Annotated in this window: 12 protein-coding genes; 2 read left to right on the top strand and 10 right to left on the bottom strand. The window is 53.9% G+C overall.

Annotated elements, in window-relative coordinates; all coding sequences use genetic code 11:
- Positions 1-4: 4 nt before the first annotated feature.
- The 5 genes from C1N58_RS13455 to dhaK form a co-directional block, all read right to left on the bottom strand.
- A complete protein-coding gene (locus tag C1N58_RS13455) occupies positions 5-11419 on the bottom strand; it encodes a hemagglutinin repeat-containing protein (protein ID WP_394564242.1) in 11415 nt (3804 codons plus the stop codon).
- Positions 11420-11434: 15 nt separating this feature from the next.
- Positions 11435-13099 carry a ShlB/FhaC/HecB family hemolysin secretion/activation protein gene (locus C1N58_RS13460; protein WP_394564243.1) on the bottom strand — a complete coding sequence of 555 codons (1665 nt, stop codon included), beginning with the start codon at positions 13097-13099 and terminating at the stop codon, positions 11435-11437.
- A 440-nt stretch (positions 13100-13539) separates the two neighbouring features.
- Positions 13540-14961 (bottom strand): dihydroxyacetone kinase phosphoryl donor subunit DhaM, encoded by a 1422-nt coding sequence (dhaM, locus tag C1N58_RS13465; protein WP_394564244.1) that lies wholly within the window; start codon positions 14959-14961, stop codon positions 13540-13542.
- A gap of 10 nt (positions 14962-14971) precedes the next feature.
- Entirely contained in the window at positions 14972-15604 is a 633-nt protein-coding gene (dhaL, locus tag C1N58_RS13470; RefSeq protein WP_006118067.1) for a dihydroxyacetone kinase subunit DhaL, read from the bottom strand.
- Between the two features lie 10 nt (positions 15605-15614).
- Positions 15615-16685, bottom strand: a complete 1071-nt coding sequence (gene dhaK / locus C1N58_RS13475) for a dihydroxyacetone kinase subunit DhaK (RefSeq protein WP_033738582.1) — start codon at positions 16683-16685, stop codon at positions 15615-15617.
- A 586-nt stretch (positions 16686-17271) separates the two neighbouring features.
- On the opposite strand from dhaK, the gene C1N58_RS13480 reads away from it, so the two are divergent.
- A complete protein-coding gene (locus C1N58_RS13480; protein ID WP_033738579.1) occupies positions 17272-18369 on the top strand; it encodes a glycerol dehydrogenase in 1098 nt (365 codons plus the stop codon).
- A gap of 101 nt (positions 18370-18470) precedes the next feature.
- Entirely contained in the window at positions 18471-20387 is a 1917-nt protein-coding gene (dhaR, locus tag C1N58_RS13485; protein ID WP_394549855.1) for a dihydroxyacetone kinase operon transcriptional regulator DhaR, read from the top strand.
- A gap of 67 nt (positions 20388-20454) precedes the next feature.
- On the opposite strand, the gene lpxO is transcribed toward dhaR, so the two are convergent.
- From lpxO to C1N58_RS13510, 5 genes are all read right to left on the bottom strand, one after another.
- Positions 20455-21363, bottom strand: coding sequence for a lipid A hydroxylase LpxO (gene lpxO, locus C1N58_RS13490; protein ID WP_033738574.1), 909 nt, complete (start codon positions 21361-21363; stop codon positions 20455-20457).
- Positions 21364-21633: 270 nt separating this feature from the next.
- Positions 21634-23382: a glycosyl hydrolase family 28-related protein gene (locus tag C1N58_RS13495; protein ID WP_394549856.1), complete on the bottom strand. Its 1749-nt coding sequence runs from the start codon at positions 23380-23382 to the stop codon at positions 21634-21636.
- Between the two features lie 199 nt (positions 23383-23581).
- Positions 23582-23875 (bottom strand): hypothetical protein, encoded by a 294-nt coding sequence (locus tag C1N58_RS13500; RefSeq protein WP_033738571.1) that lies wholly within the window; start codon positions 23873-23875, stop codon positions 23582-23584.
- On the bottom strand, positions 23872-24219 hold the full coding sequence (locus tag C1N58_RS13505) for a DUF7940 domain-containing protein (protein WP_006118062.1): 348 nt from the start codon (positions 24217-24219) through the stop codon (positions 23872-23874). Before C1N58_RS13505 ends, C1N58_RS13500 begins: the two co-directional genes overlap by 4 nt.
- Positions 24216-24683, bottom strand: coding sequence for a lysozyme family protein (locus tag C1N58_RS13510; RefSeq protein WP_033738569.1), 468 nt, complete (start codon positions 24681-24683; stop codon positions 24216-24218). Before C1N58_RS13510 ends, C1N58_RS13505 begins: the two co-directional genes overlap by 4 nt.
- Between the last annotated feature and the right edge of the window lie 32 nt (positions 24684-24715).

Consider the following 24715-nt stretch of genomic DNA (forward strand, 5'->3'; position numbering starts at 1 on the left):
CGCCTTACTTAATTCTTATTGGTTTTCCTGACTGGTCGATCACAATAACCTTTTCTAACCCTTTTATTGGCCAATCACTAAATTGTTTTTGCAAATCACTGACACTTGCTTTTGTATCGGCCAAGTTGATAACAACATTGTTTGTTTGACCACTGTTCACTTTTTCTAAAGCCCGGTCATAGATATTGCGAACCGAGTTTGTTTTAGGGGCGATATTATCGAACACCTCACCATTAATTTTATAATCTGGGTTTTTAACCCCTGCAGTTACGGGATTCTGCTCAACATGATAACCATTTTGAGACAGGATCACAGCACCTTCGTTTTCTCGTTGTAGTGAACGTATATTTTCTGCTGATGCATTCGGCGGTAACTTAGTTGGCTGACCGCTTAGAGAACCGGTTGTAGCATTTCCAACATTATCAGCCGCAGCAGCTTCAGCATTACCGATAGTGCTGTTCCGCGATAAACTCGTATCACCAGAAATAAAATTTGTTCCGCTCGGCTTAGATATGGCACTTTGCGGAGCCATACTACCAAATATAGCAGCCGTACCAAGACCTATGTTTAATGCCCCGTTGCTATAGTTACCATCAATGACCTGGCCGATTCCAGTACCGGCTTGATAACCCCCACCAGCTGCCAGCGTTGAACGTGCAATAATCCCCGGAGCACCCGGCAAAGCGAGTAAAGCATCGGTTCCTATTGCAGCTTGGCCGGATTGCACGCTATACCCTTTCAGATAACTCAGCGCCTCGTTGTATGCTTTGGTATCTCCTGTTGAGGCAACAAACGCCTTGCCTGCAAGCAGAGACTGAATAGCGTCAGCCGCTCGTTGTGGGGTATATCCGTACATAGACTGAAGTTCATAACCATACTGGTTAAGTAATCCAGCCAGATCTTGCTTTTGGCCTTCTGTCAGTGGTTGCCCTGATTGGAACTTTTGCAGCAACACATTACTGGCTCGATCTTCATTCGTCAGCCTGACGATATTCTGTGAAGCCTCTAACAGGTTTTTACCGGCTTTCTGCTCCTCGATGGATTTATTCAGTATTTCTGCTTTCTGCACGCTCAGGAAGTTATTCTCAACCGTAACCTTCCCGGCCTGAGCAGCGGTAACCATATCTGCAGCCCCGCTCCCCGCCAGACCGCCAGAAAGACCCGCTGCCAGTGTTGCCAGCGCCGATACGGTTTCTTTCTCCCTGTCGTTCATTTCGTACGGCTGCTTACCGTAGATTTCTCTCGCCAGCATGCCGGTCAGCTCGCCTGTCACCGCCCCTGCGGCCCCTGCTGCGATATTTTTGTCCTGAGCGGCCGCAAGCGCCGCATTGACAACCGCATGCGCCATTAACCGGCCGGCCGGGTCTAAATCTGAATGCCCGATCAGGTTGGCAATATAGGGGGCTGCGCCACCGGCGGCAGCGGCGCGGATGTCACCCGAAGCCAGTCCCTGTACGGCGGCCGTTGCGGCTGTGACAATGCGCTGTACGCTGCCACCCACAGCGAAAGGCGAAGCACTGAGCGCACTATCGTAATAGCTCTGCCAGGCCTGCTTGCTGATTTGCTCACTGGTCGGCGTCTTGCCCGGATTCGCTTTTTCCCAGTCCGTTTTAGCCTGCTGCAGTTTTTCCGGACTGGCCTGCTTCATGTCATTATTTGCAGCGCGCGCCGCTTCAATTGCGCCCTGCGTTTCGACAATATCGCCCACCTGACTGCCAATCTCGCCAATCATCTGCGCGGTCTGCAGTCGCTGCTGTTCTTTCTCTTTGTTAAAGATCGGGCTGATGCTGTCGTTGGCGTGTGCCGTGTCGCGACTCAGCGTAGCGGTATCCTGCTTCTGGTCAGCCTGATTACGCACCACTATCGTCCCGTCAGCCACCGCTGACCGGGTAGTTCCTTCAGCATGCCCTTTTCCGCCAGCGCCTGCCAGCATGGTGTTAGCCATATTCCCGGCGAACTGGCCCGCCAGGCTGGCACCCGTATTCATGCCGATGCCCTGGTGTTCCGTTTTGTAGTCGGCCGCGTTATGCAGATCGGTAAAACCCAGCGTTCCCGTATCCAGACGGTTTTTATCCGCCCCGGCCTGACTGGCGATGACCGCACCATTGAGCTGCGTGTGGTTACCCACCGTGACATCAAAGCCGCCCTGACCCGCGAACAGGCCACTCTGCTCCTTCACGCTGTCAAAGGTACTGTGCATCTTGTCCTGGCTGGCGTTGATGTAGCCGGAGCCACCTATGGTGCCAATAACGGTAAAGCTGCCACCTGCACCAAAACTGGACTGCTTCGAGTCGTATTTATCGCTGTCCTGCAGACTGGTAAGAGTCAGATCGCGGCCCACATCCGCTTTCACACTGTTCCCGTTGACCTGAGCGCCACTGAGCGTCGTATCCCGACCGCTACTGATAGAGACCCTGCCACCACTGTCCAGTGTGGTTTCACTCCAGACCGTACCGTTGCCTTTCTCACTGCCCTTAGCGCCATTGACGCTGGCGAACACGCTCAAGCCCGCGCTTCCCGAACCCACGCCAAAGCTGACGCCAATGCCCCCACCGCTGCTGCTGTTTTTACCTGTGGTCTGCCGGGTGTTTGCTGCGCCGGCGAGCGTAATATCATTTGCGGCATGCAGACTGGTGTCACCGGCGGCTTTTAACTGGCTGCCGGCAATAAGCAGGTTACCGCTGTCAGGTCCCTGCCCCTTCCCGGTTGCGTTGATACTGAGATCCCGGCCTGCATTAATGGTTGAACCATTAACCGTATCGGACTGCTGATGCTGCTCGGATTTTGATTGCTGGGTAGACAGTGAAATACTGATGCCAATGCCGTTGTTCGGGTCCCCCTTAAGCTGGGCAAGCTGACTGGCCTGACCGGCCTGTACACCCGATAAAACGGCTTTCGTCGCCTGAAGCGCAGCCATGCGCCCGTCACTCTGCTGTTTGGCTGACTGGGCTGCCGCCACGGCAGTGTTCACGGCATCGGCCACTGCACCAGACAGTGCCAGCGTTAAACCACTGGTCCGTTGCTCCGTTCTCTCGTCATGCGTGCGCAGGTCATGTCCCGGCGTAATGGCTACGCTGTCGCCCTGAAGGGCCATGCTGCCGCCCGCAACCAGATCGGCGCCATTAACCTGCAGTTGCCTGCCGGCAGTGACTGAAACACTGCCTTTCGTGCTGCCGACCGTACTGATGCTCTGGCTCTGCGTCGTTCCCTTATCGCGCATCTCCTGGAGAGATTTACTGCTGCCGATGCTGAACCCAATGCCGCCCGTTCCCATCAGGCCGCTCTTTTTCGTTTCTGAAAAACGCCAGGTGGAGTCAGTATTGGTCGCTGCGGCGATGCTGACGTTGTTACCGGCATCCAGTGCCACGTTGCCGTCACCGACGACCTGGGAACCTTTTACCAGCAGATCATTGCCTGCTTTAACCGAGACATTGTTGCCGCTCAGTAGGGTGCCTTTTTCATTCGTTGCACTGTCTTCCTGAATGGTGTGCGTGGTCTTTTTACTCAGGAAGCCCTTTTTAGTTTTGGTTTCTTCTTTGTAGTAATAGTCGCTTTCGGTCGCGGTATTCAGGTTAACGTCGCGTCCAGCCTGCAGGGCGATATCCTGTTTTGCCGTCACATCGGTTGCTTCGGTATTGATATCGCGACCGGCTGCCAGAGTGGTACTGCCGCCGCTGGCGATCTCGGTGCCCTGCTGACGTACGGTTTCACTGATAACAGTTTTCTTGTCGCCTCTCTCGCTGTAACCGGAACCGGTGGCTTCGGCATTCAGGTTGATATCACGGCCCGCTTTCAGCGCGGCATTGCCGGTAGCGGTGATGACGGCGGCCTGACTGTTGATATCCTGACCGGCAGCCAGGCTGAGATTACCGCCGCTGCTGACAGCCGTGCGATCCAGTCCGGTGGAATGGGATTCCTGGTTGCCATTTCTGCTGTTCTGGCTGTTGGTAGCACTGCTGAGGTTCAGATCATTGCCCGCTTGTAGCGAAGCATCATTTGCAGCGTTAAGATTACTGGCCATCACATTTAAATCATGGCCTGACTGGATCGCCAGATTATGGCCTGCCGAAATTTGGCTGGCTGTGTTGGTAATGTTTTGATTACCGGTATTCTGGAAGTTAAAGGCTGACGTAACTTGATTCCCTTTAATGGCAATATCGTGCCAGGCATTCATTAGCAGATCGCCGCCAGCATTAACATTGGCACCTTTTATATTAATATCATTACCGGCTTTAAGGCTCAGACTGCCCAGTGATGCGATAGTTGCAGAACGGCCAATGAAAGTCTGGCTTGCTGAGGTAACATTTCTCTTATCGCCAGAAATATTGGATTGCCATAACGATGTCGCCGTCGTGTTATTGATATCGCCATTAACGCTCTCAAGTGCGACCTTTTTACCGGTGATGTTTGAACTGACATTGTTAATATTATTTATGGCTGTCAGCTGTAAATTTTCTCCAGCATAAAGCATACCGGCACTAAGATTATTTACGTTGTTCTGACTACTCACAGCCAGGTTATTTTTCGCGGTAACAGTACTGCCGCTGTTGGTAATATCACCGCCGGAAAGCGTCACGTTATTCCCTGCAATCACACTGCCGTCATGCATTTCCACATCTTTAGATGATAAATAGACTTTGGGCACCATTACCGTCTCGCCATTTATCGTCGCGGCTTCCCACCAGACAATACTTTTATCAAGTGAGGCTACCTGCTGAGCGGACAGTGACACACCAAACTGTAATCCCAGCGCGCGTTGCGCAGAAGCAGCGTTATCCATGAGATAGCGCATCTGATCCAGTTCGGAACCAATGCCGTTCAGGTAACGGCTGCCGGTCTGGTTTAGCACCACGTTACTGACGTAGCGCGTATCAAAGGCCGCATCGCCAAGGAAACGGTAGTCGTAATTTGGCTTGAGGTTGAGACGATCAAGCAGATAAGACGACCCCAGGAACGTAGTTTTATCAGTATAAAGCTGACGGCTTTCCTGCGGCGCCTGGCCAGGTTGCCGGCCAAGCAGGGCATTCAGATCGCCAAACAGACTGTTATTAAGTTGCCCTAATCCATTAAGCTTTGGGTTGAGGGTAATCAGATAAGGGCTTTTGCTATTGCCAAGAACGAAATAGCCGTTGTCTCCAGAAGGAACAGGATAGGCGCTGATATCCACACTGGCTGACTTATAGTCACGTAGATTTACCGCGCTAACTGAAGTATCCGTGATTAACCTGGCTGGCCGACCTAAATCGGCGCTATCAAATTTACCTGATGTATGATTAACAAGCGAAGCCTTATCAGGTTCGCTATTATCCATTACGCTGCCACCATTAATCTGCTGCAAGGCACCCAGAAGCTGATTACGCCACTGCGGAGAATTAATTGTTACTTGGTCTGTTCCAGAGATCTGCTGATGCTGTTGCGTGCCGATCCTGCTTAATGCAGACAAACCTTGCAGGCGAGGTGCCGATAATGTGTTTCCAGTTCTTCCCGCGTTTGGTGTTAAGGCTGTATTACTAACATTTCCGCTAAAATTTGCGGATATATTCCCTCCAGCCTGAATAACTGAACGTAAAGCATCACCGCTCAAGGTAGTTTCTTGTTCAGGCGCTGAAGAAAGATTATAAACAACTTTACTAATTTCTGATCCACTCATGCACCCACAATATGAAGAGTATTCCGGCAGCGTCTCAGTACCAATAGGACCATTATATTTGTAAGTAAGATATGTTTTTCGTACTCCATTAAACCACGATTGATTATTTAGCGTATTTCCACTCAATGAAATAGTGCCATTAGCCAGAATGAAGCTTGCCAAATTATTAACCTGGCCAGCAAAAACGTCCAAATTATTACCCGAGGAAATCTTTGCAATACCACCATCTGCACTTGCTGTTAAAGTAGTAGTTTCGGTGAGAAATCGTTTTACTGCTCCCTTAAGATTAGGTGCAGAATAGATATATGTAGTTTCAGAACCATTACCTTTTCCTGGGCTCCCCCCATGACGTATTGTTTTGGTGTAATAACCAATTTCGTCAGATGGAAGCTGTCCGAAATAATATGAAAATGATGCTTGCCCAACTTCTTTAGGTAATCCGGTCGTTTTTTGTGTATTTTGATCAACTCTTAATCCATCACGTTGGTTAAGGAGATTACCCGTTCGAATTGTAATATCCCCGCCCTGCGTCTCAATGGTCCCCGACGTGTTGATCACTTCCCCGTTGGCATTGCCCGCGCCATCGCGCTGCATCCACAGGCTGTTGCCCGCCAGAATATCGCCGCGCTGGTTACGGATGCTGTTGGCAAATAAATAGAGATTCTGCCCGGCGTAGAGCAGCGCCGTGTTGACCAGGCTGCCCGGCGTGCTGATGGTCAGGTTACCGAGCGTGCCGGTAAAACCGTCCAGCGTGACGTCGCTGCGGCTGTTCAGGGTGACGTTGCCACCGCCCTGCAGGCTGCCGGCACCGTTCATGGCGATGCGGTTGCCCGTCAGACTGCTGTCGGCGCTACCGGTGGTAATCTGGCCATTATTGGTCAGATCGCCGCCCGCATTGAGCGTCACGCCCTGCCCCTGCATCGTGCTCTGGTTTTCCAGCGAGCCGTTGCTGTTAAGGGTCAGCCGGTTACCCGCCGCCAGCGTATTGTGACTGACGAAGCTGTTCGCCAGATTCAGCACTGCATCGCCCAGCGCAACGACCTGGCCGAACTGGTCAAAACCGTTACTTACCAGTGACAGCGTTCCGCCGCTGAACAGCCGTCCCGATCCGGCCAGGTTAACCTGCGCCGCATTCACGCTCAGCTGTCCTGTGCCAAGTAGCGTCCCGCTGTTATTCAGCGTCTGATAATTCACGGCAAGGTTGCCGGCCTGCGCTGTGCCCTGGTTCTGGAACCCGTTACCGTTCAGGGTCCCCTGCTGATCGGCAAGCAGCGTGCCGTTGTTGGTCAGTCCGGACGCATTCAGCGTGAGCTGCCCCGCTTGCAGCCAGCCGTTGTTCACCAGCTGCGGCGAGGTGAAGGTCAGCGCGCCGCCCGTCAGCAGTCTGCCGTTGTTGGTGGCAGAATTTGTGGCGCTGACTGTGCCGCCGGCCCCCTGAATCAGCCCGTCGTTATACAAATCCGGCGTGGTCAGGCTCAGTGCATTCTGCGAAAGCACCGTTCCACTGGTGGCGTTGGTCAGATGGCCGCTGGTGCTGAGCTGCAGGCTGTTATCACCCTGCAGGCGGCCGGTGTTGTCTACTGTTCCGGTATTGATTACCAGGTCGCTGCCCTGAATACGGCCCGCATTGCTGAGCGAGGCAGCCTGCAGGCTGAGCTTCCCGGCGCTGAGCAACGTTTTATCCTGCTGCTGCGTCAGTGCGCCGTTGAGCTGAACCGTCAGGCCGTCTGTACCGGCAATATTACCGTTGTTGCTGAGCGTGTCGCCTTTCAGCATGAGATTTTTGGCAACCCACTGTCCCTGATTCGCCAGCGTCAGCGCCTGTAGGGCTGCTGTACCGTTGGCTGATATTTTGCTGCCTGCGGCGGCATCCAGCCTGTCGGTTAACGTCAGCTGCAGGCCATCAGCACTCTGTATCGCCCCGCCGTTTGCCAGTTTTGCCGCACTCAGCAGGATCTGTTGCCCCTGCCAGGTGCCGTTGTTGGTGACGTTATCGGCCGTAATGTTCAGCGTCCCCTGTGTCAGGAGCTGTCCCCCCGCGTTGTTGACGAGTTCACGCGCCGGCGCGGACTGCGCCAGCAGCATGCTGAACCGCTGCGGGGCCGGTCCGAGCGTCAGGGATTTCAGGCCGATAAGGTTGCCCTGGTTGGTCACGCTGGCCGGTGTGACCGACAGCGTATCGCCCTGAATGGCGCCACTGTTGTTCAGCGTACCGCCGCTGAGCATCATGGTTTTTTCGGCGAGGACAGCGCCGGTATTCACCAGATTTTGCGCACTGAGTTGCGCACCGCCCTGACTGAGGAGTGAGCCCCCGTTATAGAGGTCGTTATCAATCGCGGCGGTGAGATCGCCGGTGCTCAACAGCGATCCCTGGTTTTGCCAGCTCCCGGCAGTGATCTGGCTATTCCCGCCCTGCAGGGTGCCGGCGGTAGTTAACGTCGCGGCGCCCAGCAGCAGATCGCCACCGCTTAACGCTCTGCCTGTTGAAGACTGGGTGAGATCGCCGTTGCTGATCGCATCAAGTGACGTGCTGCCCTGCCAGAGGCCGCTGTTGTTGAGCGATGCGGCACGCAGCGTCAGGCCGCTCGCCATGATTTTGCCGCTGTTAACCAGGCTGTCGGCATTCAGGCTGGCGTTGCCGCCCGTAATCAGGTTGCCGCTGTTATCCAGCAGCCCCGAGGTTTGCCCGTCCAGTGTGCCGGTGCCGTTGAGGGTACCGGTGTTTTTTAAGCTGCCGAAACGGTAACTGAGCTGGCTGCCCTGCCAGGTGCCGGCGTTACGGGCATCCGTACCCTGTAACGTCAGCGCGCCACCGGTAATCAGTTGACCACTGGCCTGGTTATCCAGCTGACGGAACCCTGCCGTCAGCGCGTTGTCGCCCTGCAGCAGCCCCTGATTTTGTAAGGTATCGCCCGTGATTTGCAGTTGCTGCCCGGCAACGATCCCGGCGTTAGTCAGTGACTGCGCCTGTACCTGCGCGAGCTGGCGTGCCAGCAGCCTGGCGTTTCCGCCATTATTCAGCGTGCCGGTCAGCGTGGCGTTCAGCGCGTCCGCATTCACCTGGCCGTTATTGGTAAAATCCCCCCCGTTAACGCTGAAGGTGCCCGCTACCTGTACTGCCCCATCGTTGATGAGCTGAACGGGCGCCAGGCTCAGGCCGCTGCCGCTGACAAGCCGGCCGTTTGCCAGATTTGCAATCTGTGCGCTGGTTATCGCCAGTGCACTGTTGCCCTGTAACAGGCCGGCATTGCTGAGACGGGGTGCCTGGAGGCTGAGCTGATCTGCGGCCAGCGTGCCCGTATTTGTCACCGTGCCAGACTGCAGATTCATGCTTTGCTGGCTTACCAGAGCGCCGCTGTTATTTATGTCCTCAGTGGCAGCGGCCGTTATGCTGCTGGCTGCATGCGCGTTGCCGCTGTTCTGCCAGTTTTTCGTCGTGACAGTAAGTGCATCACCCTGCAGTTGCCCCTGGTTGTCCAGCGTGGTCGCGCTAATATCCGCCTGGCCCGCCGTCTGCAATCGTCCCGTCGCCTGATTAGTCAGGCTGGTGCCTTTTAAGGTCAGTCCCGTGTCGCCCTGAATCAGACCGCTGTTGGTTAAATCCCCCTGAAACGCCAGCACTTTTGCCAGTAGCCAGCCACTGTTGTCGGTTGTGTTACCCTGCAGCGCGACGCTTTGCTGACCCAGTATCTTTCCGCTGTTGGTCAGGGTTTTCGCCTTCAACGTGGCATCACCGGCACTGAGCGCACTGCCGCTGTTTACCCAGTTGTCCGCCGTCAGGGCCAGTTTTTCTCCCTGAATTAATCCCGCGTTATTCAGGTCACCGCCGTTAAGCGTCAGTTGCCCTGAGGTCAGTAGTTCGCTACCCGGACGGTTATTTAGGGTGCCAGCATTCAAAGTCAGGCTGTCAGTGCCCTGAATTCTGCCCGCGTTATTCAGGCTGTCGGCGGTAAGTTCAGACTGATTAGCAGCAATCTGCCCGCCGTTAGCAAACTGGTTGTTTGTCAGTTGCAGCGTGCCTGTCGCCAGCAGCTTACCGCCCGCGAGATTTGACAGTTGAACGTTGTCAGAATGAAGCGTGCTGGCGTTGATTTCGCCATCGTTGACAAGACTGTTGCCGCTCAGGTTCAGTGCACCCTCCGCGCTCAGCAGCCCGCTGTTGCTGAAGTCAGGCAGGTTAAGCGTCAAATCGCCCGCCGTCGCAATACTGCCTTTTTTTAAGTTAGTCAGATGCTGGCTTAATAACGTCAGATTCTGCGTGCCCTGCAACAGACCGCTGTTGGTGATAGCGTCGCTGTTGAGGACCAACTTTGGTGCCGTCAGCGAGCCGCTGTTATTCAGCGTGATCGTCTCCAGCGCAAGTGCATCAGCACCCTGCACCGTACCGCTGTTAGTTAACACTTCACTTTTCAGCCGGATCCTGTTGCCCTGCAAGGCACCCTGATTCGTAACCTTGTTGCCGATCGCGGACAGTTGCCCCTTTGCTGACAACGATCCTGTGTTCGCGGCTGTGAACGCATTCAGGGAAAGGTTGTTACCTGCGGTCAGTTGCCCGGCATTATCAAACTGACCGGCAGGGTCCAGGCCTGAACCGCCGGTGAAGTCTGGTTGCGCGTTGAACGAGATATTGTTTGTTGCATTGAGCGCACTGCCGCTGTCCAGCGACAAGCTGGTTGCGGCAAGGTTGATGCTGTCACCGGCCATTATCTTGCCGCCGCTGACCTGCAGGCGATTGCCGCCCTGCAATGAAACGGCACGATCGCTTCCCAGGCTCCCGTTATTCAGACTGATACCGTTTTGTGCGGTTATCGCCGCCGGGCCAGCGGATTTATGTTCCCCGCTCAGCTCAACGCTTTGCGCGCTGACGGTCAGTGCCCCGCTGCTGAGGCTGTCATGCACGGCCAGTTTGCCGTTCGCGTCCAGGGTGATATCGCCCTGTCTGGCCAGTAAGTTACCCAGGTTGACGCCAACGCCTTTTTCGCTGGACACCAGATGAATACGGTTGGCGTACATGCCGCCCAGCGCGCTGGTATCCACCGCCACGCCCGGCGCAGGCCCTTCTCCGCGGATGGGCGTAACGGACCCGTCCTGCCCGACGCGATTGGCACCCAGCGTCACGGTGAGATCTTTAGCGTGAATGCCGGCATTGATTTCCGTTGCGCGTGCCACAATCGACACCGCATCGGCCTTGCTGCCGTCCAGCCCTTGGCCTTCTAAGGTAATGGTGCCTTTACTGACTTCCAGCGCGGCCAGATTGCCACTGGCATCGAACTGCGGTTTACCGGTGGTCAGCGTGACGTTCGGCGTGTTGATAAATCCACAGCCGTTACAGGTAATGCCATAGGGGTTTGCGACCATGACGTTCGCCGCCCTGCCGGCAACTTCCGTGTACCCCTGTAGCTGGGTGCGGTTCGCGCCCACCACTTCGTTGATGATGGCCCGCGCTTCCTTACCGGCGCGGAGGTTGGGGTTGTTCTGAATCAGCCCGCCAAGCTGGGTCTGCGTCAGCTGACCCGTGGCATTGTTCAGGATCAGTCCCTGCTGCCCTACGTTATATTGATCGTACTGGTTATGAGAAATGCCCGCCTGATTCGGCGTGGCAATATTGACCACGGGCACGCCATTGCCCGCCGCATCCATTTTCGTGCCCGGGGTTACCGGTGTGATTTCCGCGGCCATCACCGGCAGCATCGGTTGTACCGCCACCAGATAGCAGATGAGATAGCTGAGTGCGCGGCGGGCAAGGGAAACGGGCTGACGATCATCCATAATCAGTTCCTCTTTTTAGAAAACCAGCCCGACGCGGGCGTAGATGCTGACGTGATCCGGCTGGAGATAGCCGGGATAGCTGAGCGGAATGCCCACGGTGTACTGGGTGTAGAAATACTGGTTACGGGTCCCCAGGCCGACGGCGCTGCCCCATATCGTGCCCGTAAACTGAGGGTTCAGCAGATCGCTTCTCAGCCAGCCCCCGTCGACCGCCGCCAGTGCGGTGACGTCACCCAGTCCCGGTAAGGTAAACAGGCTGTAATCAAGCTCATTACGTAAATAACCGCCGACATCACCCGACAGATACTGCTCTTTAAAACCGCGCACGGAACTTTCGCCGCCGATCGTCAGGCGTTCACTGCCGTAGAGCGTGTCCGGTGACCACTGCCCGTAAAGGCTGCTGAGCCACCACAGTTTTTGGGTGAGCGGTTTCTGGTAGCTGGCACTGATGCTCCATTTGCGAAATTCCGCTTTCGGCAGACTGCCGTTTTTGCCCGCATCGCTCTCGGCATCAAACCACGGCATACCGCGGCTGAAGGTGGGGTTCAGCGTGGCGACGCCGCCGGCAATTTTCTGCGTATGATTCAGGCCAAACTGTAGGCTGGTTAATTTACGGCTGCTGCTCACTAACGGCGCGTCATTGAGCCAGTTATGGCTGGAATAGTGATTCAGGCCTGCCTGTACGCCGGTTTTCATATCGCCATTGCGAAACAGCACCCACGATCCATTGAGACGGTGCGCGATATTGTCGCCGTTGCTGAACCAGGTAAAACCGTTGTTGATAAAGTGGCTGTGGTAGTTGCTCCAGCTGTAGCTGTAATCCAGCAGTCCATAACCATAAGGCACGCTGACGCCGGCCTGCAGATTCTGGGCGTCACGCCAGCGGCTGAAGGCACTGCTGCGTCCGCCGCTCACAAACCAGCGATCCGCCAGCCCCAGCAGGTTGTTTCCCGTCAGTGAAGCCGTAAGCTGCCCGACGCCGGTCGTTCTCTGCCCGCTGTTATCAAAACCCAGCGTCATGCTGAGCGGAAATTCAGGCTTTGCCGTTAAGTTAACAATGGAATAACCCGGTCTGGGCGAGGGCTGAATTTCAATCTGCACAGGCACCGTTCTGACACGGTTAATCTGTTCCATGCCCTGTTCTATATCGCGCAGGTTAAGTATTTTTCCCTCCATTCCCGGAAAAACCATACGCAATATACGTGGATGTTTACCACCCAGAATAATGGTGTCCAGTTTGCCTTCGAGCACAGGAATAATAAGCTGGCCGGTGGTAAGATCCTGTTCTGTTAAAAAGGCGCGGCTGGTAATATAACCCCTTTGCATATACCAGTCGGAAATGGCATGCACCAGCGCATTAATTTGCGTTAAGTTCAGGCAGTGACCAAGATAACCCGACGTGAGCAACTGTTGCTGATGCGCGGAAAGTAAGGTGGCGTTGCGAATCACAATCTGATGGACAGGAAAGCAGCGGCCGGTCGCATCGGTGCGCGGCGCCGGTGCAGGCTGAGGGGACAGCGCCTGCCAGAGTGCATCACGCTGCTGCTGGTCCTGTTGCAGGCGTTGCTGTTGCTGATTCTGGAGATAATCGCGATCGCCCGGCGTTAAGGGATCAGCCCACGCCGTTGCGGAGATCAGTAAAGCGCTTAACGCCAGCCACGTCCCTGTTTTTATTCTCATTGGATTGCCTAATGAAAAGAAATGTAAATTTTTTGTAAGCAAGCGAAAGCATAATATCACCTGAACTATTGGAAAATTCCTGATAAAAAGAAAAAACGACAATGTATTGCTTATTTAATTTACTAAGCGAAGCGCGGGCGACTTAATGCAAATTAAAAAATAAAAACCGTTACTTAAATAAAACGCAATCCTGCAGCTTTATTTTTCCGTCAGGTAAGTATGAAGTTTTCAGGCAGATTTGCTTTTATCTGGCGCTTTTCAGACGCATTAACTTAAGTTTCCGGGTTGAAATGTAAGCATTTTTTAGCCAGCATTTCGTGCGAAAAAAATGCGTCGTTTGAAAAGGGAAAGGTGTGAGAAAACAGGATGCTCTGGAAAGTTGGGTTAGTTTAGCGCGAAATTAAGCCCCCGAAGACCTCATCAGGGGCGAATGAAAAGCGCTAAAGACTTCTGATCTGTTGCCCGGCGACATCTATCATCAGCCTGTCCTCTGGCTGAATGATATCCAGCATATCACCCTGCTGACAGAGAAAAGCGATACCGGCTTCGCGGGCAATAATGGCAGCGTGAGAGAGCGCACTGCCCTCCCGCAGGCAAATGCCTTTTATCTGCTTCACATCCAGACTGGCGACCGCAGAGGGAAAGATGTCATCGGCAATCAGAATCGCGGGGACATCCGGTGTTGGAAGCGTAATCTCACGGCCGCTAAGGTGACACAGGGTGCGGTGCAGGATGTCTTGAATATCGATAAATCTCGCCTGCAGGTAAGCATCATCCAGTTGCCGGTATTGCTGACTCAGCGCCATGAGCACCTCATACCAGGCGGATTCGGCACAGCACCGTGCCGCACGAATCTTCTCGCAGGCTTCATCATACATATCGGCATCATCCAGCAACGTGTGATGCCCGGCGAAAATAGCGGCTACCGCCTCGCCATAATTCGCTTCTGCCCGTTTATGCAGCGCATCCAGATCACAGAGAGTGTCAGCGATTGCCTGCTTCAGCCGTCGGCATTCCTGCTGCTCATCGGCACATGGACGCCGGTCAGGCTGCGCCAGCGGCAAGGGATAAAACACCGCTTTACCCTGCACCTGTCCCGTGTCCGGTACCGTTGTCCTGAGCGACATCGTTTCAGGTTGCTCGCCAAAATTTTCCGCCGCCAGAGAGGTGAACGCTTCCAGCGCAGCGCCCGCTTCGGGGCCACGTGCCGACAAGGTAATCTGATCGTTACAGCGCACCTGCAGCAGAGCAATCTGGTTGAGACTGTCTGGCGTGACACACTGGTTATCTTTTTTCAGTACCAACTCCGCATCAAAACCAGCCAGCGTGGTCACAAGCCGTGAAGCAGGACGGACGTGCAGGCCATGGTGATTTTTTACGGTCACCGTGACCGATTGTGCGTCCTCGTGTGGGTTAACGGTGGCGACGCTGGCCACGGCACTATCAGATGCAATACCCAGTTGTGCCTGCTTCGCCTCCAGCGCCTTCATGGCCACCGTCATCACCTTTTCGATATCGGCACCCGCCGCCGCACTGACGGTTGCCGCCAGCGTACCTTCCACCAGCGGTGCGGCACACAAACGCACTTTGGCCGCAATGGCAGGATCAAGCAGCTCAAGCGCCGTTTCTGCACTTAACAGCGCACTTCCCATGTCCATCATGACCAGAACATGATCCGCATCTGCCACCGATTCGATCGCCGCCATCACTTTCACGGGATCCGTGCCAATCGGATGATCAGGATCGTCAATGCCGGCAGCGACCGCCAGCTTGCAGCGATCGCCGGTTAACATTTGTCGCGCCAGCATCTCCACGCCGTTACCCAGCAACGCACTGTGTGACACGATCACCAGATTTACCATGTGCTTCTCCTTAAGCTTTGGCGGCGGCAGCCAGCATCTGCATCATAAACATCACCGATGTTGCCCCCGGATCCTGATGACCAATACTGCGCTCTCCCAGGTAACTGGCGCGGCCTTTGCGGGCCTGCATTGTAATGGTGGCGTGAGCGGCCGTTTCTGCCTGCTCGCAGGCGGCATCCAGCGCGGCGATGACCGACATATTTTGCTCACTGGCGTGCCGCAGTGACGCCACCACCGCAAGCCAGACATCACACATCGTTTTATCGCCGGGTTCCGCTTTTCCTCGATTCACCACGCCTTCGGCCCCTTCGCGTATCATTTGATACAGCTCTTCCAGCGTCAGGCTCTGATGTGCCTGTGTGACCTGCGCCGCCCGGATAAAGAAAGTGCCAAACAACGGCCCGCTGGCACCGCCCACATTGGAAAGCAGCGTCATGCCGGTATTTTTGAGGATAAAGCCAATATCCTTATCGGCAATCGCGGGCAGCTTCTCGACCACCTTACTGAAGCCCCGGTGCATATTTAAGCCGTGATCGGCGTCGCCAATTTCGCGATCCAGGCCGGTGAGAAAATCACTTTCACGGGTAAAAACTTCACCACAGCGGTAAAGCCAGTTCACAATTTGGGCGCGGGTAAGTGACATGTCGAACTCCTTAACAGCCCCAGTTCAGGGCAGGTGTGTGTACCGGGGCATCCCACAGTGACAGGGCCTCATCATCCACGCTTAACAGCGTGATGGAAAAGCCCACCATATCCAGCGATGTGCAGTAACTGCCCACCAGATTTCGCGCGATAGTGATGCCGCTTTCGTCGCAACGCTGAGCCAGGCGGTTATAAACACCATACAGTTCTGACAGTGGCGTAGCGCCCAGATTATTAACCAGCGCAATCACACGATCGCCGCGGGTTAATGCCTGCTTACTGTGTTTAACCTCTTGCCAGCTTCCGCTGTTTTGATCCCAGTGACGTAGGGTACGGCTGTAGTTGCCATTCTCCAGCAGCGTGTCGAACATCTCATCGACCGTCTTGTCCAGCGAGGTAAAAGTACGGCGGTCGATGCCGGGTTCGCCATGAATCCCTACACCGAACTCCATTTCGTTGTCCTGAAGTTCGAACGAGCGTTTGCCGGCGGCGGGCACGGTACAGGCGCCTAACGCAATACCGATCGAGTGGCCCAGGTTATTGAGTTTACGTCCCAGCGCCGCACAGGCTTCCAGTGAATCGCCCCGCTCCGCTGCGGCGCCAAGCAGTTTTTCAATCAGTACCGTATTCGCCACACCACGTCGTCCTGTCGTGTAGAGACTGTCTTTTACGGCCACGTCATCGTCAACCACCACTGTGGTGACTTTTACACCGCTTTCGTGCAGCAGCTCGGTGGCGGTTTCGAAGTTGAGAATATCACCGGTGTAATTTTTGATTATCATCAGTACGCCTTCACCACCGTCAATTTTCATGGCGCATTCATACATTTTATCCGGCGTTGGCGAGGTGAAAATCTCACCCGGGCAGGCACCCGAAAGCATGCCCGGACCAATAAACCCGCAGTGCATCGGTTCATGGCCGCTTCCGCCGCCCGACAGTAAGGCAACCTTTCCGGCGACAGGCGCATCGGCGCGCGTCATACAAACTGGATCCTGATGCAGCGTCAGTTCAGGATGGGCACGAGCGAAGCCTGCAAGCTGTTCACTCAATACATCTTCCACACGATTAATCAGCTTTTTCATGGGTATGCTCCGTTAGCATCGGTTTGCCGCCGCTCTTGCCTCAGCAAAAGGGACAGCATTATCAGGAGAGCGAGACGGCGAAAAGCAGCGCGTCGGTGGAGTGATTCTTACGGAGTCGACAGGAAAAAAAATGCCCCTCTTCAGCGTTCCATAAGGGAACGTTTTGCTGCGTTATTATGTTTCGTTATGAAACGTTTTATCGCACTTACGGCGAAAAATGAGAGGCAAAGCAAGAAATCGGGATCGTTGCACGTGATCAATCTGTCTGAGCGATAAGCGTTTTATCCCCTCAGGCTGGCGCGCAGTCGCGTCCTTCCTCTCACATGGGTTCCGGGTAGTCTCTTAACCGCTAAGAGGAGATCGCGATCGCAACATGGCTTTTCGAGCGCGTTTATTGTTTCAGGATGGAACATAACTGGACGTATGGCGTTCCATATAAGAACGTTGGCGTCAAAAATATTTCCCCTCACCGTTGATCGTAAAGTGAGTCGCGTACGCCGGTCATCATCCGGCTCACATCGCCAACTGAGCCAGAAAGATGCGCGCGTTCATCTTGCGAACATGTTCTTACTTGAGGGTGAAAGGAATGCCAAAAATTATTCAGTCTCCAGCGAAATATATTCAGGGCCCCGATGCCTTGTTGTCCTTTGGGGAATATGCCAAAAACCTGGCAAATCATTTTTTTGTGATTGCCGATGACGTTGTGATGAAACTGGCGGGCGATCAGGTCCTGTCCGGCCTTGCCAGCCACAGTGTGACCTGCCATGCCGAACGCTTTAACGGGGAGTGTTGCCGGACGGAAATAGAACGCCTGATGGCCCTTGTCGAACAGCATGGCTGCCGGGGCGTGATCGGACTGGGTGGGGGGAAAACGCTGGACACCGCTAAAGCCGTCGCCTGGTATCTGAAACTGCCGGTGGTGGTGATCCCGACCATCGCGTCGACGGATGCGCCCACCAGCGCGCTGTCGGTCATTTATACCGAATCCGGTGAGTTTGCTGAGTACCTGATCTATCCCAAAAACCCTGACATGGTGGTCATGGATACTACAATCATTGCCAAAGCCCCGGTTCGCTTACTGGTCGCCGGTATGGGTGATGCCCTGTCGACCTGGTTTGAAGCAAAAGCCTGTTATGACTCGGGCGCAACCAGCATGGCGGGAGGGAAATCGACCGCGGCCGCGTTAAGCCTGGCGCGTCTGTGCTACGAGACGCTTCTGGCTGAGGGCGAAAAAGCGCGCTGTGCCGCCCAGGCGGGCGTCGTCACGGAAGCCCTGGAACGTATTGTGGAAGCCAACACCTATCTGAGTGGTATTGGTTTTGAGAGCAGCGGTCTGGCTGCCGCTCATGCGATTCACAACGCATTTACCGTGCTGGAAGAGTGCCATCATCTTTATCATGGCGAAAAAGTGGCGTTTGGTACGCTCGCGCAGTTGGTACTGCAAAACAGCCCGACAGATGAGATCGAAACCGTGCTGAACTTCTGCCAGAAAGTGGGCCTGCCTGTCACGCTGGCACAGATGGGAGTGAAACACGGCATTGAAGAGAAAATAAGCGCGGTTGCCCATGCGGCCTGCGTGGAAGGCGAAACCATCCACAATATGCCGTTCCCGGTTACACCGGACAGCGTGTACGCAGCCATTGTGACTGCGGATCTGCTGGGGCAGCAGTGGCTGTCACGTTAGCCGACTGCCGGTAACCGCTGGCCCGGGTATCACGGGCACCTGGCGTCCCTCTGACCGGATCTGTCAGAGGGATTTTCTATGGTTTTCTGGCGGAAAACGTGATGACGGGTTTACCTCCCCATAGCAATAATGACGGTTCAGTGGTGATTACGCAGTCATGGCAGCGCTGCAGTAAATATATGCAACGCGATAACTGGCAGACGCCACACCAGGCGCAGGGCCTGACCTATGAATCCATATGTCGACGTAAAGCCGCGTTGATAACCCTCGGTCAGGCGACGCTGGAGGATGCATGGGAATACATGGAAAACCGTGCCTGTGCGCTGCTCATTCTGGACGAATCAGCCTGTATTCTGACCCGCTGCGGCGCGCCTGAAACGCTGATGCAGCTTGACGCATTAGGCATGCGGGATGGCAGCTATTGTGCGGAAAGCATTATCGGTACCTGTGCCTTATCGCTGGCGGCGCTTGAAGGTCAGCCCATTAAGACCCACGGCGAACAGCACTTCAAACGGGCCCTTCATCCCTGGTTTTTCTGCTCAACCCCAATATTTGATAATCATGGTCGCTTATTTGGCTCCATTTCTCTGGCCTGCCAGGACAAGACGCAGGCATCGTCAGATCTTTCTCTGACGTTAGCCATTGCCCGTGAAGTGGGCAACTCGTTACTGACGGACACTTTGCTTACCGAGTCCAACCGCCATCTGAATCAACTCAATGGCCTGCTGGAAAGCATGGATGACGGCGTGATGGCCTGGAACGAGCAAGGCGTGTTGCAGTTTCTCAACGCCCGGGCCGCACGGATGTTGCATCTGAATGCGCTGACCAGTCAGGGAAAAATGCTGGCGGATTTGGTGACCCTGCCTGCCCTGTTGCGTCGGGCCATCACCCATGTTCAGGCGCTGAAGCATGTAGAGGTCACGTTTGAAAGCCAGCACCAGTTTGTGGATGCCGTCATTACGTTGAAACCGATTGTTGAACCCCAGGGCAACAGTTTTATTTTGCTGCTTCATCCGGTTGAGCAGATGCGCCAGCTGATGACCAGTCAGTTAGGCAAAGTCAGCCATACGTTTGAACAAATGCCTGAAGAAGATGCGGAAACACGACGTTTGGTTTGTTTCGGCCGTCAGGCCGCAAAAGGCCGCTTTCCGGTCTTACTGTGTGGGGAAGAAGGCGTGGGGAAAGAGCTACTCAGCCAGGCGATTCATAATGAAAGCGACCGGGCGAGTGGTCCCTACATTGCGGTTAACTGTCAACTTTATGCCGACAATTCTCTGGGAGAGGATTTTACAGGCAGTGCGCCCGGCGAGGATGAAGATGGCCGGTTAAGCCGACTGGCGCTGGCCAGCGGCGGCACGTTGTTTTTGGAAAAGATTGAATATCTGACTCCGGCTCAGCAGTCTGTGCTGCTTCAGGTCATCAAACAGGGCGTACTGACCCGGCTGGATGCCCGGCGGCTTATTCCTGTTGATATCAAAGTGATTGCCACGACGACCACTAATCTGGCCCATCTTGTGGAACAGAATCGTTTTAGCCGTCAGCTTTATTACGCCTTACATTCCTTTGAAATTGCCATACCGCCTCTGCGGGCGCGCCGTCACAGCATTCCCTGTCTCATTAACAACCGGTTGCGCAGGCTGGAAAAGCGGTTTTCATCACGTTTTAAAGTGGATGACGAGGTTATCACGCAGTTAATGCAGTATGGATGGCCAGGCAATGACTTTGAGCTCAACAGCGTAATCGAGAATATTGCGATCCGCAGTGAAAATGGCCATATCCGGCTAAGCAACCTGCCTGAATCACTGTTTTCTGAACAGGCTGATAATACTGCCGGCACGGCGTTGTTGCCGGATGATTTGTCTTTTCGCGCCATTGAAAAAGAAGCGATTCTTCAGGCAGCCCGAATGACGCACGGCAAGGTACAGGCTATGTCGGCGATGCTGAATATTGGACGCACCACCTTATGGCGAAAAATGAAACACTATGCGATTGATGCCAGTGAGTTCAAACTAAAGTAAGGACTGTCGGTTATATTCGCCAGCCAATGAGGCGGTCAGTCTGCGCCTGACCGCCTTGTTATTTTGCTTACATCATACCCGGGACAATGATCGCCAAAAAGATCAGGGCAATTAAGCTATGTTTTACCCAGTAATAAAGGGTCCGGTTACGCTTTTTCAGCTTCTGTCCGGCATCGCGAACAGCATTAACGTATTTAAAAATCCGGTTAATGAATCCCGTTTTGTCATTCTCATCATTGGGCGAGGCGGCTGCCGACATTAATGTATTGCCAACCCAGTGATTAACCGCCTGTGCCCAGCGCCATTTCATCGGCCGCTCAATATCGCAGAACAGAATAATGCGCGTTTGCTCGCTTTCATTCTGCGCCCAGTGCACATACGTTTCGTCAAAAATCACCGCCTGACCATCGCGCCAGCTATGGCGCTGGCGATCCACTTCGATGAAACAACGGTCGTCATTGGGCGTCACCAGACCAAGGTGATAACGCACCGATCCCGCGTAGGGATCGCGGTGTTTACCTAAATGACTGCCTGCAGGCAGTTCTGCAAACATGGCTGCTTTGATGGACGGGATCTGACTCACCAGTGCCGTGGTCACAGGACACAGCTGCTGTGCTGAAGGGTGCACATCGCTATACCACTTAAGGTAAAAACGTTTCCAGCCACGTTTAAAGAAGGTGTTAAAACCTGCATCATTATGGCTTTGTGCCGCTTTGATGTGATCCTGAAGCCGTATCGCCTCCTCACGGATAACCTCCCAGTTATCGGTAAGCTGACGAAGTTCAGGAAAATCATCCGTTGGGAAATAAGGCTGTTTTGCCGGCAACCTGGAGAAGCCCGTCATAAACATATTGATGGGCGCCATAAAGGTCGAATGATCAAATAACTGACGTGAAAACTTTTGCTTTTCTACACCGCGTGAGTGCGCATAGATAACGCTAATAATAAAAATACCAATGATAATGGCAGCCACCATACAACGTGTTCCTTGTGTTGCAAGAATGGAGTGTTTCTTGCGAAGAGTTATTGGGACTTTAATTTTTAGTATTGAAACGTAAAAATTTTTGTCATGCAGTGCGCTTTGCGTTATCACTCATGGCGAATGACGTCAGGTTGTTTAGTAAAGGTTTATAAAAAGGAAGCGATCTGTCCGCACAGCGCGTCAGATCATCGCAATAACACTTCAACATCTGCCAGCATATAAATAAACGTCGCGAGGCCGAAGCCTCGCGAATGTATATGCATGCTAATCGTAATACGCCACCTTCCGATCGACGCCGTTTATATTCATCAGCACAAATCCGGTCGGCGTTGTTTTATTTGTCGGCGAGCCTTCTGCGGTCGCCAGGGTTACCACCCCTTTTTCATTGGCGCCCAGCCCTGCTACACCATTGTGAAGACCAAAGCGCGCAGCGGGTTTTAGCGTCCCGACTTTTGTGACGTCATCAACCTGAGACATATCACTCTGGAAAAGTGAGCAGGATCCGGTGTCAAAGCGCGTCGGCCCGGTGGTTTTCAGGTTAAACATGGTCTCACCGCTGTTAGCGCGCAGCTTGACCCACACGCCAGCATAGGTGGTGCCCACCCGGTTGTAGCGAATATCCATAACAGCAGGTTGACCCATGTGGCAGGCATCCGCCCAGACGGTATCCAGCCGTTGTAGGTTGATCCACGTTTTCCCTGTACCCGGCATGTTAACGGGTGACGTAGCAGTCCCCGAAGGCGTGGTGTTATCCGCTTTACCAATCAACTCAATAACCCATTGCTGATTGGGTGAAGGGAAAAACACCTGGCCCAGGCGATACCAGTTATCCGTCGCAGTATTATTCACGACTTTATAGCCACTGAAGTACCCTGCCCGTAGCGATCCACTCATAAACGTGCCGTAGTTCTCGTCGCGGCGATAGCCATACTCGAAAGTAGAAAGCCATTTGCCCGTGACCAGATCCTGACTGAGCTTTGCGCCCGCCTGCAGGTTAATATGGCGCATTACCACGCGCGCATTATTGAGGATTAAAGGTGCACTACAGTCTTCGACGTTGAGCGTATCAATTGTCCAGCCGCCATCAGACAGATCGCCGGGATTACGCGTATGTTCAATCCACACGTTGCGCATAATCGCCTGCGTCATGCGCGGCATGTAAAGCGTGGCATCGCCATAGCCTGTCTGGAAATTCGCGTTGCACAATTCAACCGCCGTGGAGTGATCCCACACGCCTTTAGGCGAATTTGACCAGCCAATATCAAACACCCGTGAGTAGGTGGTATTGGTGTAGATTTGCTCAAACTTACTATCGAGCGTGTCCTGCAGTTTAAAAATCGTGCCGCCACTGCGCTGGCCGCGAAAACAGCTAATATTGACGATTTGCCCTTCCACACAGATATTTTCAAAGAAAGGCTGAGTGTTGCTGCACATCTCAGGGGTGATGGTGGCTTTATTGGCAACAATATCCGCGCTGGCTTGCCCATCCCAGGTGATACCACGGATCGTCGTCCTCCGGGCTTTAACCTTAAACAGCGTATTGGCGCTTTTGTCGGAGATAAGGGTTGTGCCGGGCAGAGAACCCAGCGCCAGGTCATCGCCGGCCAGACCAAAGAACGGCATTTCTGTATCACTCAGGTCCATTGGCATGATCAGGAAACGTCCGCCGGGAAAACGGACTGGTAAACCTTTCATATTTTGGCTGTAAGTTTGTGACCAGCCAAGAATACGTTTAAACGCATCGGTGTCATCGGTTACGCCATCGCCTTTCGCGCCAAAATGCAGGATGTTAACTTCACGTGGATCGTTAATCGAACGCTTCCAGTAAAAGTTATTGCCAACGGCGACTGTACCGCCATCGTCTTTTAACGCGGTGGTGCCGGTGAATCCCACAAAATCACCGCCGCCCCGGAAACTGGAGTCTTTGTCGTAGTAGCGTTTTAACACGGCAATTTCACCTGCTTTTGACGGCACGGTAGTACGCAGCTCAGCAAATGAGTTGACTTCAATCATGATATCCTCCTCAGGATAAGGTTTTATAAATCATTTAGTTAACTATTTTGACGATGAGGGATGTCCACAGAGAGCATCCCAGAGATCGTTATGGGCATTGATCGCGCGCACAGTGCGAATGTCTGCCTTCTGCGCGTCATCGCCATGGGTGTAAATAGGGGAAAAGAGAATGCAGGCTGAATCGTTAGAGATGATGGGTTCAGGGCTGGTTATATTTGGACTGCTGCAACTTGTCGCGAGCAGCAGCATCATCAAGATTGAGGTTATCAGTCGCCACACGCTTCGCCTCCTCACTATTGTGTTGCTGTTGATGAGTAATCTTCGTCAGGCGGTCTGCCTCTTGCCTGGCCCCCTCGGCTTCTGACTGCGCCTGCTGTTGCACCTTGCCAATTTTTTTGCCACCGAAGTAACTGGCTCCCAAAGCCGCCATCAGCGCACCCAGCGCAGCCAACCAGTGCCAGCCGCCGTTGGTTAACAGAGAAAAAAACGTCATGACTCCATCTCCTTACTTTGCCGTTTTTCATTGAGCAGGGTTTTCTGGCGAACAAACTGCGCAATCACGCCCATCGCCACCATGAAGGCACCGATAAGACCCAGATAGTTGTGGGGAAGAATGCTTTTTACGTCCTCCGGCAGCGTTTGCCAGGCATTGAGCGCAGAAGACGGAAACGACTGAACCCAGGCACTGAGCATCGATCCCAGCGAGGCAAGCCATACAGACCAGGTTTTAAACAACAATTTGGCGTGAGAAACAAACTGAAGCGTGGTGAAGCGCTGCATTAACAGCAAAATGATAATGACGCTTAACACCGCGATAATGAAAAGTAACCATCTCATAGTAACCCCCGGTAGACGTCATAGTTTCCGCTGCGCATCACTTCGGCATGACGCCGGACACGGCCCGGTGTCTGCCGCGCCCACAGGCTGTTGAGCATGGCCTCACCGGCCTCAACAAAGTTTTCCTGGGCAATCGCGTTGAGCATGTTTTTAAACTGCAAAATGCCATCTACGCCAAGCTGATAGGCCATACTCATCAGAACATCGGTACGCGCCTCATTACATTTCTCCAGCGCCAGCTTAATGGGCGCACGGCTTTGCATATCTGTGATCTTGTTTTCCAGAATGCATTGCTTCCAGACATCCCCGACCCGCCGGGGAACCCGCATGACATAGTTACTTAGCGATGCGCCTTTTGGGCCAATACGGATGCCGCCTGCAACGGTAGGAAACCCCAGCGTATCGAGATAAGGCATTTCGGCGTAACCCTCTTCAAAATTCAGAATTGCAATAATCTGGCTCATAAAAACTCCTCATAGACGATGCAGACATAACC

The sequence above is a fragment of the Pantoea sp. SGAir0180 genome, assembly GCF_043546245.1.

Bases quoted from the DNA above. Each gene is read 5' to 3' on its own strand.
- C1N58_RS13455 (WP_394564242.1), bottom strand. From the start codon at position 11,419: ATGGATGATCGTCAGCCCGTTTCCCTTGCCCGCCGCGCACTCAGCTAT.
- C1N58_RS13460 (WP_394564243.1), bottom strand. From the start codon at position 13,099: ATGAGAATAAAAACAGGGACGTGGCTGGCGTTAAGCGCTTTACTGATC.
- dhaM (WP_394564244.1), bottom strand. From the start codon at position 14,961: ATGGTAAATCTGGTGATCGTGTCACACAGTGCGTTGCTGGGTAACGGC.
- dhaL (WP_006118067.1), bottom strand. From the start codon at position 15,604: ATGTCACTTACCCGCGCCCAAATTGTGAACTGGCTTTACCGCTGTGGT.
- dhaK (WP_033738582.1), bottom strand. From the start codon at position 16,685: ATGAAAAAGCTGATTAATCGTGTGGAAGATGTATTGAGTGAACAGCTT.
- C1N58_RS13480 (WP_033738579.1), top strand. From the start codon at position 17,272: ATGCCAAAAATTATTCAGTCTCCAGCGAAATATATTCAGGGCCCCGAT.
- dhaR (WP_394549855.1), top strand. From the start codon at position 18,471: ATGACGGGTTTACCTCCCCATAGCAATAATGACGGTTCAGTGGTGATT.
- lpxO (WP_033738574.1), bottom strand. From the start codon at position 21,363: ATGGTGGCTGCCATTATCATTGGTATTTTTATTATTAGCGTTATCTAT.
- C1N58_RS13495 (WP_394549856.1), bottom strand. From the start codon at position 23,382: ATGATTGAAGTCAACTCATTTGCTGAGCTGCGTACTACCGTGCCGTCA.
- C1N58_RS13500 (WP_033738571.1), bottom strand. From the start codon at position 23,875: ATGACGTTTTTTTCTCTGTTAACCAACGGCGGCTGGCACTGGTTGGCT.
- C1N58_RS13505 (WP_006118062.1), bottom strand. From the start codon at position 24,219: ATGAGATGGTTACTTTTCATTATCGCGGTGTTAAGCGTCATTATCATT.
- C1N58_RS13510 (WP_033738569.1), bottom strand. From the start codon at position 24,683: ATGAGCCAGATTATTGCAATTCTGAATTTTGAAGAGGGTTACGCCGAA.